Source organism: Ancylobacter sp. SL191 (assembly GCF_026625645.1).
Taxonomy (GTDB): Bacteria; Pseudomonadota; Alphaproteobacteria; order Rhizobiales; family Xanthobacteraceae; genus Ancylobacter.
The window spans coordinates 421,563-438,107 of the sequence record NZ_CP113056.1; the positions used below are offsets into that span (position 1 = coordinate 421,563).

General features: G+C 61.0%; 13 protein-coding genes and 1 pseudogene. 5 read left to right on the plus strand and 9 right to left on the minus strand.

From position 1 onward, the window contains the following. Positions 1-11 precede the first annotated feature (11 nt). On the minus strand, positions 12-800 hold the full coding sequence (locus tag OU996_RS01920) for an SDR family NAD(P)-dependent oxidoreductase (protein ID WP_267585554.1): 789 nt from the start codon (positions 798-800) through the stop codon (positions 12-14). Between the two features lie 110 nt (positions 801-910). On the opposite strand from OU996_RS01920, the gene OU996_RS01925 reads away from it, so the two are divergent. Continuing rightward, positions 911-1,474, plus strand: coding sequence for a TetR/AcrR family transcriptional regulator (locus OU996_RS01925; protein WP_267583993.1), 564 nt, complete (start codon positions 911-913; stop codon positions 1,472-1,474). A 181-nt stretch (positions 1,475-1,655) separates the two neighbouring features. Continuing rightward, positions 1,656-2,412, plus strand: a pseudogene (locus tag OU996_RS01930) (IS5 family transposase). 482 nt (positions 2,413-2,894) lie between these two features. Here OU996_RS01930 and OU996_RS01935 read toward each other — a convergent pair. The 5 genes from OU996_RS01935 to OU996_RS01955 all read right to left on the minus strand — a co-directional run bounded on the left by OU996_RS01935 (position 2,895) and on the right by OU996_RS01955 (position 7,891). After that, positions 2,895-4,223, minus strand: a complete 1,329-nt coding sequence (locus OU996_RS01935; RefSeq protein ID WP_267583995.1) for an LLM class flavin-dependent oxidoreductase — start codon at positions 4,221-4,223, stop codon at positions 2,895-2,897. An 88-nt stretch (positions 4,224-4,311) separates the two neighbouring features. Next, positions 4,312-4,602: a hypothetical protein gene (locus tag OU996_RS01940; protein WP_267583996.1), complete on the minus strand. Its 291-nt coding sequence runs from the start codon at positions 4,600-4,602 to the stop codon at positions 4,312-4,314. A gap of 68 nt (positions 4,603-4,670) precedes the next feature. Next, a complete protein-coding gene (locus tag OU996_RS01945; RefSeq protein ID WP_267583997.1) occupies positions 4,671-6,146 on the minus strand; it encodes a sodium:solute symporter family transporter in 1,476 nt (491 codons plus the stop codon). Positions 6,147-6,189: 43 nt separating this feature from the next. After that, a complete protein-coding gene (locus OU996_RS01950) occupies positions 6,190-6,690 on the minus strand; it encodes a flavin reductase family protein (RefSeq protein ID WP_267583998.1) in 501 nt (166 codons plus the stop codon). 142 nt (positions 6,691-6,832) lie between these two features. Continuing rightward, complete coding sequence (locus OU996_RS01955; RefSeq protein ID WP_267583999.1) at positions 6,833-7,891, minus strand: LLM class flavin-dependent oxidoreductase; 1,059 nt, start codon at positions 7,889-7,891, stop codon at positions 6,833-6,835. Between the two features lie 451 nt (positions 7,892-8,342). On the opposite strand from OU996_RS01955, the gene OU996_RS01960 reads away from it, so the two are divergent. Continuing rightward, complete coding sequence (locus tag OU996_RS01960; protein ID WP_267584000.1) at positions 8,343-9,209, plus strand: LysR family transcriptional regulator; 867 nt, start codon at positions 8,343-8,345, stop codon at positions 9,207-9,209. Between the two features lie 254 nt (positions 9,210-9,463). Then, the gene (locus OU996_RS01965; RefSeq protein WP_267584001.1) at positions 9,464-10,096 is read left to right on the plus strand and encodes a tyrosine-type recombinase/integrase; all 633 of its coding nucleotides are present in this window, start codon (positions 9,464-9,466) and stop codon (positions 10,094-10,096) included. Positions 10,097-10,200: 104 nt separating this feature from the next. Here OU996_RS01965 and OU996_RS01970 read toward each other — a convergent pair whose 3' ends face one another. From OU996_RS01970 to OU996_RS01980, 3 genes are all read right to left on the minus strand, one after another. Further along, a complete protein-coding gene (locus OU996_RS01970; protein ID WP_267584002.1) occupies positions 10,201-12,678 on the minus strand; it encodes a hypothetical protein in 2,478 nt (825 codons plus the stop codon). 162 nt (positions 12,679-12,840) lie between these two features. Continuing rightward, entirely contained in the window at positions 12,841-14,319 is a 1,479-nt protein-coding gene (locus tag OU996_RS01975) for a hypothetical protein (RefSeq protein ID WP_267584003.1), read from the minus strand. A gap of 339 nt (positions 14,320-14,658) precedes the next feature. Continuing rightward, on the minus strand, positions 14,659-15,672 hold the full coding sequence (locus OU996_RS01980; RefSeq protein ID WP_267584004.1) for a hypothetical protein: 1,014 nt from the start codon (positions 15,670-15,672) through the stop codon (positions 14,659-14,661). Between the two features lie 488 nt (positions 15,673-16,160). On the opposite strand from OU996_RS01980, the gene OU996_RS01985 reads away from it, so the two are divergent. Beyond that, complete coding sequence (locus OU996_RS01985) at positions 16,161-16,541, plus strand: hypothetical protein (RefSeq protein ID WP_267584005.1); 381 nt, start codon at positions 16,161-16,163, stop codon at positions 16,539-16,541. Positions 16,542-16,545: the final 4 nt, after the last annotated feature.

A 16,545-nucleotide genomic window follows, 5' to 3' on the forward strand; every position in this document is an offset into this window, starting at 1 on the left:
CGGGCAAAGGCTCAGGCGGCCGTGCGGTAACGCGCCGCCGCGTGTTCCTGGCGGGTGTTCGGCAGCATGGCCTGACGCGCGGCCTGATAGGCGGTCCACTGCTCCACATCGGGCAGCGGCGGGATGGTGACGGCCTCGCGGCGGTCGAAGCCGACCAGCGCCGCGTCGACCAGTTCTTCGACGTCCATCACCCCGGCCATGGCGTCGACGTCCGCGCCGACGTGACCCCAGATTTCGGTACGCGTGGCGGCGGGAAGTACCGCCTGGACATAGACGCCCTTCGGGCCGAGCTCGAGGCTGAGCCCCTGCGACAGGAACAGCGCGAAAGCCTTGGTGGCGCCATAGACCGTCATGGCGAATTCCGGCGCCAGCCCGACCACCGAGCCTATGTTGACGATCGCGCCCGCGCCGGCCTGAGCCAGACGCGGCGCGATGGCACTGGCTAGCCGCAGGACGGCGGTGGTGTTGAGGGCGAGCAACTGCGCGACGGCGTCGGTGCTCTGCTCGATGAAGCTGCCGCCAATGGCCGTTCCGGCATTGTTGATGAGGATGCCGATGCGGGCGTCGTCGCGCAGGCGAGCCTCAACGACCGCGAGGTCGGCGGGCTGTGTCAGGTCGGCCGTGACGATGTCGATCGCGACGCCGGTCTCGTCACGCAGGCGAGCCGCCAGGGCCTCCATGCGCGCCGTGTTGCGGGCAATCAGAACCAGATCATGCCCACGGCGGGCGAAACGCTCGGCATAAGCCGCGCCAATGCCGGTGGAGGCGCCGGTGATAAGAACGGAGGGGTGTGCGGCCATGGGTTGCTCTCTCTTCAATTCGTGGCCATATACATGATGAACATCATGATTGATTTTAAATATGACGATCATCATGTAACTGTCAATGACGGGCGTCGGAGGAATCTGAAATGAAGGTGAGCCGCGAGCAGATGGCGGAGAACCGCCGCCGCATCCTCGACGCTGCAAGCTCGCTGTTTCGCGACAGGGGGTTCGACGCCGTCAGCGTGGCCGAGGTGATGAAGGCCGCCGGGCTTACCCATGGCGGCTTCTATGGGCATTTCAGTTCAAAGGACGATCTGGTCGCGCAGACCCTGGCCCATGTCCTCGCGGCGGACGCCGGCGGGAACACAGAAATCCGCGCCTACCTCGAGGCCTATCTGTCGCCGCGCCATCGCGACAACCCGGCCGCGGGTTGCCCGACGGCGGGACTTGCCGCCGCCATCCGCCACCAGTCACCCATGGCACGCGAAGCGATGACGGAAGGGTTGCGCTCGCAGATCGGACGCATCGCGACGTCGCTCCCGCTGGCGGATCCGGCCGGCCGGCGTCAGGCAGCGATTGGAAGCTGGGCGGCGATGGTCGGGGCGGTCATCCTCGCCCGCGCCATCGATGACCCTGCTCTTTCCGACGAGATCCTGGAGCAGACCCGCGCCTGGATCGAAGCGGGGATCACGGATGGGGCAGCCTTGTAATTCCAAGGCCTGCAACGAAGTTAGATTGCATCCTCGGCTAGCAGTAGACGACCACCAACTTGATGTGGACTTCGAAGCGGAAGTTTCGAAGGTAGCCTTTTGGTCAGCTTAGGCAGTGGCCCCATAAATTTGCCTGCCGGCTAGGAGCGTGATTCAAGCTCTCTCGATAGGGGAGAGAGCGATGCGCCGCCACGAATTGACGGACGAGGAATGGGCGATCATCGCGCCGCTGTTGCCAAACAAGCCGCGCGGGGTTGCGCGGGTGGATGACCGCCGGGTGATCAACGGCATCCTCTGGCGGTTCCGCACCGGGGCGCCATGGCGAGACGTGCCGGAGCGCTATGGCCCGCGCACAACCCTCTACAACCGTTTCGTGCGCTGGCGGGCGGCCGGGGTCTGGGACCGGCTGCTGGAAGCGGTGTCCGCTGCCTATGACGGCGACATCATCATGATCGATAGCTCTTGCGTTCGCGTCCACCAGCACGGCGCCGCTATCAAAAAGGGGCGACGACGATCGTTGCATGGGACGCTCCCGGGGCGGCCTGACCACCAAGATCCATGCCCTGGTCGATGCTGAAGGCAGGCCGATCCACCTCCTGCTCACCGCTGGCCAGGCAGGCGATGCACCGGCCGGGCGGGAGCTGCTGGCCCGGCTCTCACCGGGCGGCATCCTGCTCGCCGACAAGGCCTATGACACCGACGCCATCCGCGCCGAGACAGCGGAGCGAGGCGGATTTGCCAATGTGCCGCCTCGCACGATCCGCAAGCGCAGCTTCGCCTTCAGTCCGTGGCTTTATCGCCAAAGGAACCTCGTCGAGCGCTTCTTTAACAGGATCAAGCAGATGCGCGGCCTCGCCAGCCGCTACGACCGGCGCCCAGACAACTTCCTCGCAGCCCTCAAGCTCGCAGCCGTCCGCATATGGATCAATGCGTTATGAGTCCGCTGCCTAGCCCTCGGCAATTCACCGGCGCGATATGTCGGCCTCTTGCTTGAAGTCCTCAATAGCGGAAAATCTCCCACCGACCCCGAAGCCGTATGTCAGCAAAGCGCCCTCATTCCGGACGCTCCGGCGAACTTTGCCGTCGCCTGATAGCGGACGTTGGCGCCGACTGCAGAGACGACGGCTTTGCGCCTCCATCTTGGTCATTGCCCCTAGTAGCCGCCGCAGCCAGAAACGGACATTAGCGAGTCGGGGCACCTTGGCGCCAGAACCGGACATTCGATGCGTGCCCGACTGCGGGCGCTCATACCTCAGCGTGACCATAACTAACGCGCAATCATATGGCCAAGATGCGTATAAGCGATGACATCATCGCGGGACCGTTTGGGGCTCCGCAAGGTCACGTTTATCGGCCTGCCCTTCTAAGGCAGGCCGTCGCGCCGTCACGCAGTTCCACCTTTCGCCCGACAATTACTGAATCAATGCTCCAGCAAATTCTCGCGCAGCGTGGTGCCTTGATAACGCGTTCGCATACGCCCGCGCCGCTGCAGTTCCGGCACGACGAGATCGACGAACTCCTCGAAGCAGCCTGGCGTATAGGTGGCCGCCAGCATGAAGCCATCGGCGCCGCCATCGTCCATGTAGTGCTCGATCTGGTCGGCGATATCGGCCGCTGTTCCCACCGCAACCGGCATGCCCATGCCCTGTGCGTATATCATCGCCGCCTCCTTCACCGTCACCGGCGCCCCGCCCTTGGCGTAGATGATCGAATCGAACAGGCCCTGAATGCCAGGCACCTCAATGTTCTGCACGATGGCGTCGGGTTCGAATTTGGAGAAGTCGAGGCCGAAATGGCCGGACATCCAGGCCAGTGCGCCCTCGGGCGGAATGCAGGCGTGGATGCGCTCATATTTCTCCTGCGCCTCGCTGCGGGTTTCCGCCACCACGGTCTGCAGGCCATAGATCAACTTCACCGAGCCGGGGGCGCGGTTGTACTTTCCCGACAGGCGCTCGTTGAGATCGCTGGCGTAGCCCTTCATCCGCTCGACATTGGGATGCACGGCGAAGATCGCCTCGGCATGCTTGGCGGCGAAGTCGCGGCCCTGGCCGGAGGAACCGGCCTGCCAGAGCACCGGCCGCCCCTGCGGCGAGGGGGCACAGAAATGCCGGCCATTGCACTTGTAGTATTTGCCCTCGTGGGAGACGACCTTGACCTTCGAGGGGTCGGCATAGATGCCGCTCGCTTTGTCGGCGATGATCGCGCCGGGCTCCCAGGAGTCCCAGAGCTTGTAGCAAAGCTCCATATACTCCTCGAGCCGCTCATAGCGCCCGCTGCGGTCGGTCATTGGCTGGCCATAGGCGTCCCACTCACTCTTCGAATAGGAAGAGACGATGTTCCACGCCACCCGGCCGGAGGAGAGGTGATCGAGGCTGGAGAGGCGCCGGCACATCGAGTAGGGGTGCTCGAAGGCGGTGGACAGCGTAACCCCGACGCCGAGATGCTTTGTCGCTCCAGTGATGATCGGCACGATGGTCGAGGGCTCGTGGGTCGGGCATTGCACCGCCCATTTCACGATGGCGTCGGAACTGTCCTCATGGGTGTTGTAGGGCGCCAGCTCGTCGGCGATGAACATGGCATCGAACAGGCCGCGCTCCATGGTCCGCGCCATGTGCTGCCAGTATTCCGGGCGCGCGAAGTTCCATTCGACCTTGTCGCGCGCGTGCCGCCACATGCCGGTGGCGTGGCTGTTCACGCCGTGCTGGATGAAGCCGAGAAGATGGGCGTGCTTCTTGGTCGCTGTCGTCATGGTCGGGCCTCGCGCCTGGAAGGTCATGAAACGGGCATGGCCGTGGGGTGACGGCCATGCGTAATTGTCGGAGGGCGGGTGCCCGGCGTCAGACGCTCGGGCGCTCGACGAAGAAGGCAATCCCGATGCCGGCGGCGGTGCCGAGCACCAAAAGCGGCCCGGCATAGATCCACATCGGGGCTACGCCGGCGAGCGCGATGAAACCCGCCGACAGCACGACCGAGACGGCGGCCACACCGACATAGTTATAGTCCGGGACCTCGGTCGGCTCCGGCTTGCCGCGCCTGTATTCGAGAACCGCGTTGCGCACGCCGCGCGAAAAGCCGGCGAGGAACAGGAGAGTCGCCACGATGCCGAGGACGACAATGAGCGTGTACATGTTCGATCCTTCCTAGGGGTTGGGTGACAGCCGCCGCGCGGCGTTCCGGCGCAGCGGCGCGGCCTGTCTCACTCGGCGCTCGGAACCGGGCTGGCGATTTCGTCGCGCACGCGGCGCAGGCCGGTGACGTCGAAATCCTTGCCGCCCAGCACGCCGAACACGACCACGGTGAGGCCGCCAATGGCGACGATGGAGAGCGTGCCCGCCAGCTCGCCGACGAACTCGTAGATCGGCATGCCGATCGCGATGGAGGCGACGATGCCGCCGACAAAGCCGAGCGTGTTGGTCCGCGGCCAGAGAATGGCGAAGACGAGCGGCAGCAGGATCGAGGTCTTCAGGGCGTAGGTGGTAAGCACCAGCGTGGTGAAGTCGACGCCCGACAGCACGATGATGGTGGCGACAAGGCCGCCCAGCAGCACCGAGACCTTGGTGATCGGGAACAGCAGGCGCTCCGAGATGCTGGGGAAATAGCGCTTCACGATGTCCACCGCGACGATCGAGGACAGGGCCGAGGAGGCGCCGTCAATGGTGGAGTAGCAGGCGGCGAGAATGACCAGCACATAGAGCAGGACAAGGGTGAGCGGCAGCCCGATATGGGAGACGATGTAGGGTCCCACCGCCGCGATGTCGCCGCCGAAATCGGCCGGCGTCAGGCCATAGGCGATGCCGACGAGGCCGAGCATGCCGAGGCAGATCGGGATCGGGTAGAACAGCGCGCCGGCCCACAGGAAGGTGCGGCCGACATCCCGGCTCTTGATCGCCCACACCTTCTGCCAGAAGGTCTGGTCGGAGACGGTGGCCGCCAGCAGGCCGAAGGCGAGGGTGATGCCAAAGCCCGCCGCCGCCTCGGGACGCAGCACCGAGAGATATTCCGGCCCGGCGGTGTTGACCGCGCCGAACACCGCATCGGCGCCGCCGGGAACAGTGGCGAACACCGCCGCGACGACGATCGCCGCCGGCACGGTGATCATCAGCGTGTTGAGCGTGCCGGTCATCACGCTGGTCCACAGACCGCCGAAATAGGAATAGGTGAGCACGCAGACGATGCCGACCACGGTCGCCACCCGCCAGTCGATGCCGAACACGGTGGAGACGACCAGCGAGGTACCCTTCAGGTTGATCAGGATCTCAAGAATGATGCCGAAGATCATCGTCAGGGTGACGATGCCGGTGGCCACCTTGGACTTGGAGAAGCGGTACTGGATGAACTCCGAGATGGTGTAGCCCTCGGGCATGTTCTTGCGCAGCACCCGCGCGAACGGGATCATCGCCATAACCGCGAGGCCGTTCGGCACCACGAACCAGAACAGGCCGGACAGGCCCCACTGGAAGGTCATGGCCGAGCTCATCATCACCGCCATGGCCCAGGTCCAGACCGAGATGACGGAGGCGACGCCGAAGCCGAAGCCGACGCGCCGGTCGGCGATGATGAAGTCGTGCGTGTTGCGCACGAGCAGCATTTTCACCGCATAGGAAAGCGCCAGCGAGAACAGCCCCAGCCCGATCATCGAGGCGAAGCCGAGCGTCGGCGTGAGACTCGGCATAGACGCAAATAGTGATTTGTCCATTGCGATATTCTCCGCAGGTTTAGAGGCTGTGGTGAAGGCGGTGGTAGTTTCTCTTGCAGTAGAGAAGCGGTTCGCCATCGCTGGATGCTTGCGCGTCGGTGACGTCGCACAGCACGATGGAGTGGTCGCCCGAAGGGATGATCTGCGCCACGCTGGCCGCGATCTGTCCGATGGCGCCTTCGAGCACCGGGGCGTGGCGGATGGCCGGGGACAGGGGGACGTCGCCATAGCCCTCGCCCTCGCCGACGCGGCGGGCGAAGCGCTCGGACAGGATCTGCTGCTCGGCATGCAGCACCGAGATGCCGACCGGCAGCCCCGGCCGTAGCCAGGCATGGCTGTCGCTGCCGCGCGACAGGCAGAACAGCACCCGCAGCGGCGCGAGCGACACCGAGGTCACGGAGGTCGCGGTGAATCCGTGCACGCTCTCGCCGCGCCAGAACGAGACGACGCAGACGCCGGAAGCGAGCCGGCTGAAGACATCCTTGAAGCCCCGGGTGATGTCGTGGGGATGTTCCGTCATCGTCCGCTCCCCCCGGCGCGCAGCGGCGCCGGCGCACCGCAAGCGAGGGCAGGTCGGGCGACGACGCTTGGGTGGGGCGAAGCAAGGGACACGGGCAGCCTCATCTGATTGTAGGTATTATCTATAGATTTTATATAAAAATTTATTTCAGGGCGATTTCAAGCGGCCGTGACGTCCGGAGCGGGCGGATGACGTGCTTCATGAACGGCCCGGCATCGCGCATCGGGTCGTCGAACTGGCAGACGATGCGGTTGACCCCGAGCGCTTCCAGCCGGGGAATGCGCTGGCGGATATCCTCGAACGAGCCGATCAGCCCAAGTTCAAAGCCGGCATTGGAATCGACCATCTGGTCCTCGCTGAGCGCGGCCCAGGCGGCCGCGCCCGAAGCGCCGATCACCTCGCGGAAGAAGGCGATGGTGTCCGGGTTGCGGCGCGCCACCACCGATTTCCACCGCTGCCGCGCCTGTTCCGTCGTGTCGGTGGCGATGACATAGGCATTGGCGGCGATCAGCAGCTCGCGGCCCCAGCGATTGGCCTCCTGGCGGGCATTGTCGATGTGCCGCTTGAGGTCGTCGTCGCCCATGCCGTTGAGAAACAGGCAGTGCCCCCACTCCGCCGCCATGCGGATGGCGCGATCGGAATGGCCGGCGATCCACACTTCCGGCAGGGCGGCGGGGTCGAGCCCGTAATTGGGCGGCTCGCCGATCCCGGCCTCCGCCGTCCCGCCGGCGACGTTGGCCTCGGCGGGCGGGTTGAACAGCCCGTGCAGCGAGCGCAGGAACTCGGCGGCCCGGTCATAGCGGCCATCATGGTCGAGCCAGTCGACGCCCGAGAGATCGAATTCCTCCCGCCACCAGCCGCAGACGATGTTCATGCCGAGCCGCCGCTCGGAGATGCGGGTGAGGGTGTCCAGCATGCGGGCGACCAGAAAGGGCGAGCGGAAGCCCGGCTTCACCGCGCCGCACAGACCGACCTTGTGGGTGACGGCGGCGATGGCGGCGAGGATGGTCCAGGCATCGGCGACGCTTTCGCGCGGGCCGTGGATGCAGTTGAGCAGGTTCTCCGAGGCGTAGAGAAAATCGAAGCCCAGCGCCTCGGCCTGCTGCGCGATGGCGAGGCAGGCGGCCACGTCCGGCCCGGTGGGCGCGTCCCGCGAGCGCAGCCATCCGCCATAGACCGGAAGCCAGATGCCGATTTCCATGTGTCCACTCACCCATTTCCCTGCGACGCGCGCGCCCGGCGCGGTGGGGGCGACGAACCTCGTCCGTCCGCTCCCCTCGCGGCTGCTGAGCTGTGCCCCTGGAATGGCAAGCGGCGCGCCAAGAAAGCGAGACGGGCCTAGAAATAATGAAATGCCGTCAATTTAGGCTGACATGACCGATAATAGTCAGTGAGTTGATTATCTTAGGTGCATAATAGGGCGGATCATATATTCAGTTCATGTGCGCGGAATACTATTAATAGCTCGGCGTCGACATCATCGTTCCTGCTGGGGAAGATGAGCCGGGCTCATCGTGTCGCGCCGGGCTGATCGATTTGGCAGCACCGGCGTCGACCGTGTGGGCCGAATTTGAACGCGGCCGCCATACCCGGGGCGGGCGGTCCGGCACAGCGCAGCCGGCGAGGAAGACGGGCGTGACCGGAGATCTGGCGTGACCTTCGAGCAGATGAAGATCTTTCTGGAGGCGGCGCATTACGGCAGCTTCACCCATGCCGCCGAGCGGCTCGGCATCACCCAGTCGGCGGTCAGCGTCTGCATCAAGAAGCTGGAGGAAAAGCACGAGGTCGCCCTGTTCGACCGGACGGGGCGACGGCTGGTGCTCACCGAGGCGGGGCAGGTGCTGCTGAGCGAGGCGGAGCGCATCCTGCGCGATGTGGATCTCACCATACTGCGCATCGAGAGCCGGCGCCCGCTCGACGCCTTCGCCATCGCCGCCTGCACCGGTCATGCCTATGACCACTGGATGCCGGAGATGGCGGCGGCCGGCGGCGAGGACTTTCCGTCCCTGCGCCTGCTGCGCGCCGGGGGCGACGACGTCACCGCGCTGGTGATGCGCGGCAGCGCCGATGTCGGCATCACCAATGTGATGCCAAGCCACCCGCAGTTCCGCCTCGCCCGCGTCTTCGCCGACACGCTGATCGTCTGCGCCCACCCGACCCTCGCCCGCCGCCTCCCGGCGGAGGCCGGCTGGCGCGAACTGGCCGATTACGCCCCGCTGGTGTGGGAACAGAGCGACCTGACGCCGACGATCACCGCCGGGCTGACGGCGCAGCGACTCGACCCCGCCCTGCTTCTCAACCCGAAGCTGCGGCTGACCTCCAGCATGGCGGTCATCTCGCAGCTGAAGGGCGGGCGCCATCTTGCGATCCTACCCGAGCGGGCGGCAAGCGCCCACATCGAGGCCGGCCGGCTGGAGCGCATCGGAAGCCTTGCCATCCCCCTTCCCTACTGGATGTTCGCACTGCGCGAGCGCGACATGGACGCGCTCGCCGCCCAGATCGCCCGCTTCGTGAGCTGATGCCGACAGCCAAGCAGAGGACGGGGGGCGCGTGACTGTTTAAGATGGGTCGGTTCCGAAACGACTGTTGAGCGCTGACGCATGTCTGTGTTCCCGGAAACGGACTTCGCCAATGTCTCAGATCAGTCAGTTCCTGCCCTCGACATTCATCGGCGATATGTCCACTTCTCGCTTGAAGCACCCAATAGCGGACGGTCTGCCACCTGCCCCTTCCTATTTCTCTATTGGCCATGGTGGCCAAAAGGAGAAATGACGTGGGTATCTCAAAGTACGACCCAGCCGCCAAAGGTCGGCTAGCCTGGAATGCAGGCAAGCAGGTCGGCGCCAAGCGCGCGCTCAAAGTGAAGCAAATCTGGTTGATCCGGTTTTTCCTCGATCGCGAAGCGCGGATGCGGGACCGGGCATTGTTCGACCTCGCGATCGACAGCAAGCTTCGCGGTTGCGACCTCGTCAAGATGAAGATCGGATCGCTTGTTTCCGGCTCGGCAATACGGGCCCGATCAATGGTGGTCCAGCAGAAGACCGGCCGGCCCGTCCAATTCGAGATCACCGCAGACACGAGGGCAAGTCTGCTCGCGTGGCTCGAACGCCGTGGTGGCAGTATCGACGACTACGCGTTCCCGAGCCGGGTCAACCAAGAAGGGCACCTCAGCACTCGACAGTACGCGCGGTTGGTCGATGAATGGGTTACGGCGATTGGACTACGCCCCGAGGAATACGGAACGCATTCGCTCCGCCGTACCAAGGCCGCCCTGATCTACAAAGCTACCGGCAATCTCCGAGCTATTCAGATTTTGCTTGGACACACCAAAATCGAAAACACCGTTCGATACCTCGGTGTCGATATCGATGATGCGCTTACGCTTGCCGAGACAACGGAAATCTGACCCGCGCGGCCTCGCTGAACATGGCGAGGCCGTGTTCAGCAACGCGCCCCGAATCCGGTCTTAGCAGCCAGTTTCTGGGTATCCTGCAAGCGGTCGCGCCTGATCTAGATTTCCTTTTGAGCGCGTGCGCGTTTTACCGCCAACGCGCGCGATCGCTTGTAGCGCACCGCTGCCACCTCATCCGAACTCATTCCTAAGATCGCCTGCTGGGTGGCATCCGCCAATGTGGTGAAGTCGAAAATATGCTGGTTGGCTTTCAGGTAGGCGGCGCGTGCGCCACCCGCCTCTTTCCAATCATGTGAGAACGGTCCATCGCCAAAGAGCTCGATCCCGGTCAGCACGATCAGCGGACTCGGTCGAACTTGCGTCCATCCCCATTTCGCTACGGCCCGCAGTCCTTTGATTTCTGCTGGGGAGAGCTCGTCCTTAAGGCATGCCGCCACCAAATAAGAACCCGGAAGCAAGGTCGCCAGTTCGCGAAGGCGCGCCATATCCTTGGGTCGGAACGACTCGCTCGCGAAGCTTTTGCATTCCCCGACGATGGTGATGGGATCGCGCGCTGCCTTTGCCACCCGGTCCTTTCCGTACCAACCGAAAAAGTCGGTTTCGCTTTTGCCCCCGGCATGGGTCAGCTCAAGTCCCGTTTCGTAGGTAAACTCGTTCATGCCTCCCAGCTCGTGTTCAATGAACCGCAGAGTCAGCGCAACCGCGTAACCACCCCTAGCATAGCCGGGCGTGGCAAACGGGCCAACAACCCGGTATTTGAATAGTTTTGGGTCAGGATTGCCCTGGGGAAAGGGGAATGGTTGGATGCAGCGTGCGCACGAAAGCTGCGTTCCTACATCGTCCAGGCTGTACCAGTTCTCCTGCGTGCAGTGCGGGCAGCGAGGCGCCAAGCCGAGCTGGAGCAGGCCATCCGCGACAAGACGATCGAGTGTTTTCCACTTTCCGAAGATCTTCTTTTGGACGGGGCCGAGCACCTTAGCCCAATCCTGCACCGCGGCGGTCTTGTCGGAATACTCATCGGCAGAGCCATCTGCCCACTCCGTGCGGCTGCGCGCCATACGATTGAGCAGCTCGATGATCGTCTTCTCGCCGAATACGCGCGACCCGTTCAGTCCGCCGACCGAGGCGATGACCTGCTCGGCTACACGTCCGGCATCAGACGGCACGGCGACGATGTCGCGTGCCTTAAGCCACGATTGGATTGCCTGTTTGGGAGAGGCAAGATGAAGGTCGGAATCATCGTGAGCATAGCGATGGAAGGTGACATAGCCTTCTCGCGAGACGAACTGATCGCCCATGCTGCGCACGGGATAACTGTCCCTGCAACCGAATGTGGCAGCGGGCAGAGCTTCGGCAATCCGCTTGTCTGCACGATACTGCCGAACCTTAACTACATTGACGAAACTCGCACCGTTGCCCCTCGCGGTCACCTCGAAATCCGGTGCCTGCACCGGGAATTGCAGCGTGATCGAGTCTTTGCCGCTGGGCGTGAGCTGCACTTGGCGCGACTTAAGTGAAATGGTGCTTGCGCCTGAACGCCAGATCGGTTCATCCGCCTCAGACTCCCGCCATATATCCTGATACCACCCCTGAACGCTGACACTATGTTCCGGTAAGCCCGCGGTGGATAGATCGAGGCGCATAAGCACCGCCTCCATGTCTAGAGACCGCGCGACATGGATCGCGGTGCGAATCATCACTCCGTTCGGATTCGTCGGCAGCAGCCGGTGATTGTTCCGGATATCGCGCAGAATGAAGTCGCGAGACTGCTCCAGCCAATTCACATTCACTGGAATCACATCGCGCGTGAACAGGCGAAAATTCCAGAAATCGATGAGGTCAGTCCCGCTGGTCGGATCAAAGATGAAAATCGACGGATCAGACTGGTCCGCATGACGGATTTCGGCACCACGCACTGTGTAGAATAGCGGATACCCCGCCATCCCCTCGGCAAGCTCCAGCCACGTGTCAAACGACGGCGGCTTCAGTTTGGCGACGAATGCCTGCCGGTAGTTTTCCTCGATATAGGCAAGCCGCTCGTCGGCCGGGAAATAGCCAAACGCGGCTTCGAAAAATGCGGTGTCTTTCGTTGAACCTTTCGAGAAGTGCAGGATTTCCGGATCAGTCCGCTTCTGGAACTGAAATTCGTCGGTGAAGAGTTGGCGGTAGATATGGGATATATTGGTTCCGACATTGAGGTCTGCCGCCATCCCATGATCCTCACGAATGAGATCATCGAAATTGTAGAAACGTTTGTGGGCTGACCATCTCGGCTCTTCACTGACGCCAATCGCATCAAGCTGTCCCGATTTGGTCTGCACGAGCAAATCCGGCTCGAAGAAACGGATGTAGCCCCGGCTGATCTGCTGCGGCTGCGCCGACAGCGGATTACTCGACCACGCGGCTGGAAGCCGTTTCATGATGGGGATGATGGGACACATCACACCGCCCCACATTGTTGTCGCCATGCGCATCACGCTCCGAATCGATGCGATGTCGCGGGGATCGACGAGAAAGCCGAGCCGGATCGGGCGGAGGGCAATATCGGCGGTAACTGGCTCCAGGCTGTCTTTCATTCTCATTACGCGTCAGCCTGCCACATTCGGCGCCCCCTATTTTCGCGCTGCGTTAGAGCATCGGTTGAGGTTTTCCTGCAATTAAATAATCTTCGTCTTATCGCCCGTTATTTAATTTAGAGGGAGTGATCAACGGGAGAACGTAGAAGATCTTGCCGCGATCTATGTAGCAAGACACTTCCCCCTACCCTTGACCTTCATGTCCTTAGGCCAGATGCCTTTGATTTCCAACCTGTAGTATTCCACCATCGCGCTTGACGTCGCCCTCTTCCTTCCACGCTCACACATTGGGAGTTCACGGATGAGCATGAGGTAGGCAAAGCACTCGGCCGCGTAGACCGCCTTGGCGAACAGCTCATACTCCTCGTCGGTCTGGCTGATGATCGGACGATGGGCGGCCTTGCCGCGTAGGGTGAACGCCTCGGCAACCCAGGCCGCGAGGTCATCCCCCACTACCTTGTCGCCAAACGTGGCCTTCAACTCCGCCACGAGCCTCACGAATCTGTCCGCATTCTGCTCCTCGGCTATACGCCTCAGAGAGTTCTTAAGCCTCCCCAGCAGCTTTTCATAACCCAGCCTGATGGCGTGGCGGGAGAGCAGGCTGGCGAGCGCGACCACATGTCTCTCCTCCATTGCTTGCTTTGCAGCGGCTCCAGGCGTGCTCTCGATCCACTTGGTAGCGTTGAGCAGACGATTGGGAGACATGACATCATCAAGAGAGAACGCGTCCATCATTGCGGACGCTGCACCCTCCCACCTGTCATTGCGCGCGAACCATTCAACAAGACAATCTACGAAGGCTGTCCTCTCGTCATCATCGTGCAGAAGCGCGTAAGAGCCATGAAGTCGAGCATCCGTTACGGGCGCTCGCTTGCGGCCCTCGTAGTAATAGACCGAGAAGTCTGGAGGGTTGTTGCCCTCGTGGGCCTCCTTGATCCACTCATCATGCGACAGGTGCGACACGATTTGCTCGCCCGCTGTGAAGACATTCAAGGATAGGCTTGATAAGAAGCGCAGAAAGGTAATGACCCGACGGCGCATCTCCTGAAGCGGCTGCAACTCGTCAAACTCCAACTCAACGACAGGCCAGACCTCCTTGGCATAGTCACTGTCCATTGAACCAGATGCATTGTAGTAGATGCGAACGCGCCCGCCCATGACGGTGGCATCCACCGCCATGTGATCCTGTTCAGCACCAAACTTGTTGTTCGCCATACCATCAAACGTAGAACGGTGGCGCATTAAGTAATCCGCACCCGGCACGCGAAAGACCGTCCGTCTCGTCCGATACTCGGGAAGCCAGGGTTCCCAGCCAACAAGTGCGGTGTTGACGAGAATCGTTTGATGGTAGGTGGTTAGGTCGGTGTGGCCAAGCTGACCACTCCCACCGGGAACAAGGTCATAGAGCGATGCCGTCCAGTTCTTCTCTGTTCGCGCGATCAGGTGTGTCTCGTCGGCGACGTGGAAAAACTCATCGAAGCGCACGAGGCTGAGACGAATGTCGCCATCTTTAATCATGAAGGTGCCACCCACCCGAAGGGGCAGCTTCGGCTCTTCGACGCCCTCGACAACAACGACTGGCTGCTCGACCGTCACTTCCGCGTAAAGCGCGCGACCCTCTTCGACCTCAATGTAGCTCACGCCTTAACGGTTCTCTCTGGGCACAAATTGGGGGCTGGCACAGAGAAATCCGACCAACACCGACGAATGCTAGCCGATTAACGAGGGGCAGAAAACATGTCATCGCGGAGCGAGCGCTTATGGTAGCAACTGGGGCGTTTTCGGCCGCCTGTTCATTTCCGTCGAGATTTGACCCTGGATTCCCACTGAGAACTGACCCGGGCTGATGGCCGCCGCCGGTCAGATTACACCCACATTCCATGCCCTCCCCTGACCAGAGGCAATGAGAACATCGGCCAATTCTCGATGGAAAAACTCCCGTTTAAAAGATCAAATCTCGATGTAATTCGATAGTCATCCTCATGCCGCAGCAACATCTTCCGCATCAACTTGTGCAGCTATGGGCAGCCCAACTGCAACATAGTACGATGGCATCCCAAGACTCGCGAAGAGGCAAACACGAGCTGCATGAAATACTTCGCCATTCCAACTTATTTTACCGACCTCAATCTCATGAAGGTTCGTTGATGCAGGCGTCTGCTGCTTCCATAAGCACCCGACATGATTGAAATGCCCTGTTACAGGTGTCTCCGGAGCATAATCGGTCCGCACAAAATCCGCCACGGTCGGGATGAAGGGATCACTTCTAAAATGATGCATCGCATATACGTGCGCTATCTTAGCAATCATCTGGGAAAAACGTACCATATCCACAGATTGTGTCGAAAAACTTTCCACTGCGTACTTTTCAAGCACATCTCGTTTCGCATTAATATTGTACAGTCTAAAATTAAAAGGTTTATCAACGTTTATAGGAGTATTACTGAACACCGGAGCAGGGAATAAAAACGGCATCACCAGAATAGTCGGATGGTGAACAGTCGAAAAAAATTCCTCTTCGGTCTTTACGGTTCCAAGATCGACAGGAAACACGTTTCTCTCTATCACCCCCTTTTTACCTGATATCGAGAACGCCTTGCGTATAGGATCAAACATTTCTGTCGCGATAGAACTTTCGTAAACTGCAGTAACATGTTGGCAATCGGGACACGAAGAATCTGGCAACTCGAGACCAGCACCAAGAAATTCAGGAATAACGTGCTCGCTAGACAGCTTAATGGCAGCTCCATCAGTATCTCTATCACGACCGCAATATACACACCGCTTAAACGGATCGAGTTTTCGTCTTTTTTTGACTACAGGAAACGCCTCTAGGTACTCTCCTACAAATTGGCCTTCCCCATACATGCGGAACGCGCCACCCTGTTTGGGCTCATAGTCAGTCGTTCCGACGGTCGGTAGACCCTTCAAATTAAACCAAGCGAACTTTACGTATCTTCCTTGATTTTCAGGGGTAGAAGGGTCTCCGCGCATTTTATCTCACCTTGAAGCGACGCCGTGCGGGATGCGCCGGCCCATGTGCTGATATCCGCATCAAGATCAGGCTACCATCTATGTCTGTATGGGACCAAGGGGCATCGGCATCTGACAGCTTTAATATGGAAACGATGGAGCCCGTAGCCGAGCCACATTGACCGCTAATTCTCACTAGAACAAAATGCGAACATTCGCATCCACGGGCATACAATACGGGCCGGGCATACCCTGTACGGGGTTGTTTGCGAGAACCGCCAGCATCGTTGGCCGCACGCGCCAAGCTGCCCGTAGATAGCCCTTTAGCGCCATCCTTAAGCGCATGCGCTGCGGCTACTGCGTAAAGCACAAGGCGTCAGGCCCGATCCGCAGCGAAAGGCACGCGATGGAGTGGCGGCGGATAGCCCGCAATCGATGACCTGGCTCTCGTTGCCCTGCCCGGCTCATGGTACCGTTCCCATACGACATCAAATGGCGGCAGGGACCATATGCGAACCAAATGGTTTCGACGGAACATCGCCTGCCTAGTGGTCGCCCTTAGCGTGCTCGCGTTTAATCCGCCGCCCGCTTCTGCCGAAACCAAAGAGCAGTGGGCGGAGCTTGTGGAGATCGCCCAAACGCAACTCATGGAATGCGGCAAGGGCGAAGGTCTGAGACTTTATAATGCCAATATAACGAAGCAAGAATTCCTAAACTCCCTACTAATTACGTGCAACGATCAGGCTGCTAATTTTCACAACGAATATTTGAACGCACTTCGCCTGAGTTACTCCGATAGCGAAGCACGCAAGAAAGCCGCCGAACTCTTTAAGTTCATTTTTACGGGCATGGTCGATACGCGGGCCAATCGCCCTAGGTCGGCCAACTAGGCAC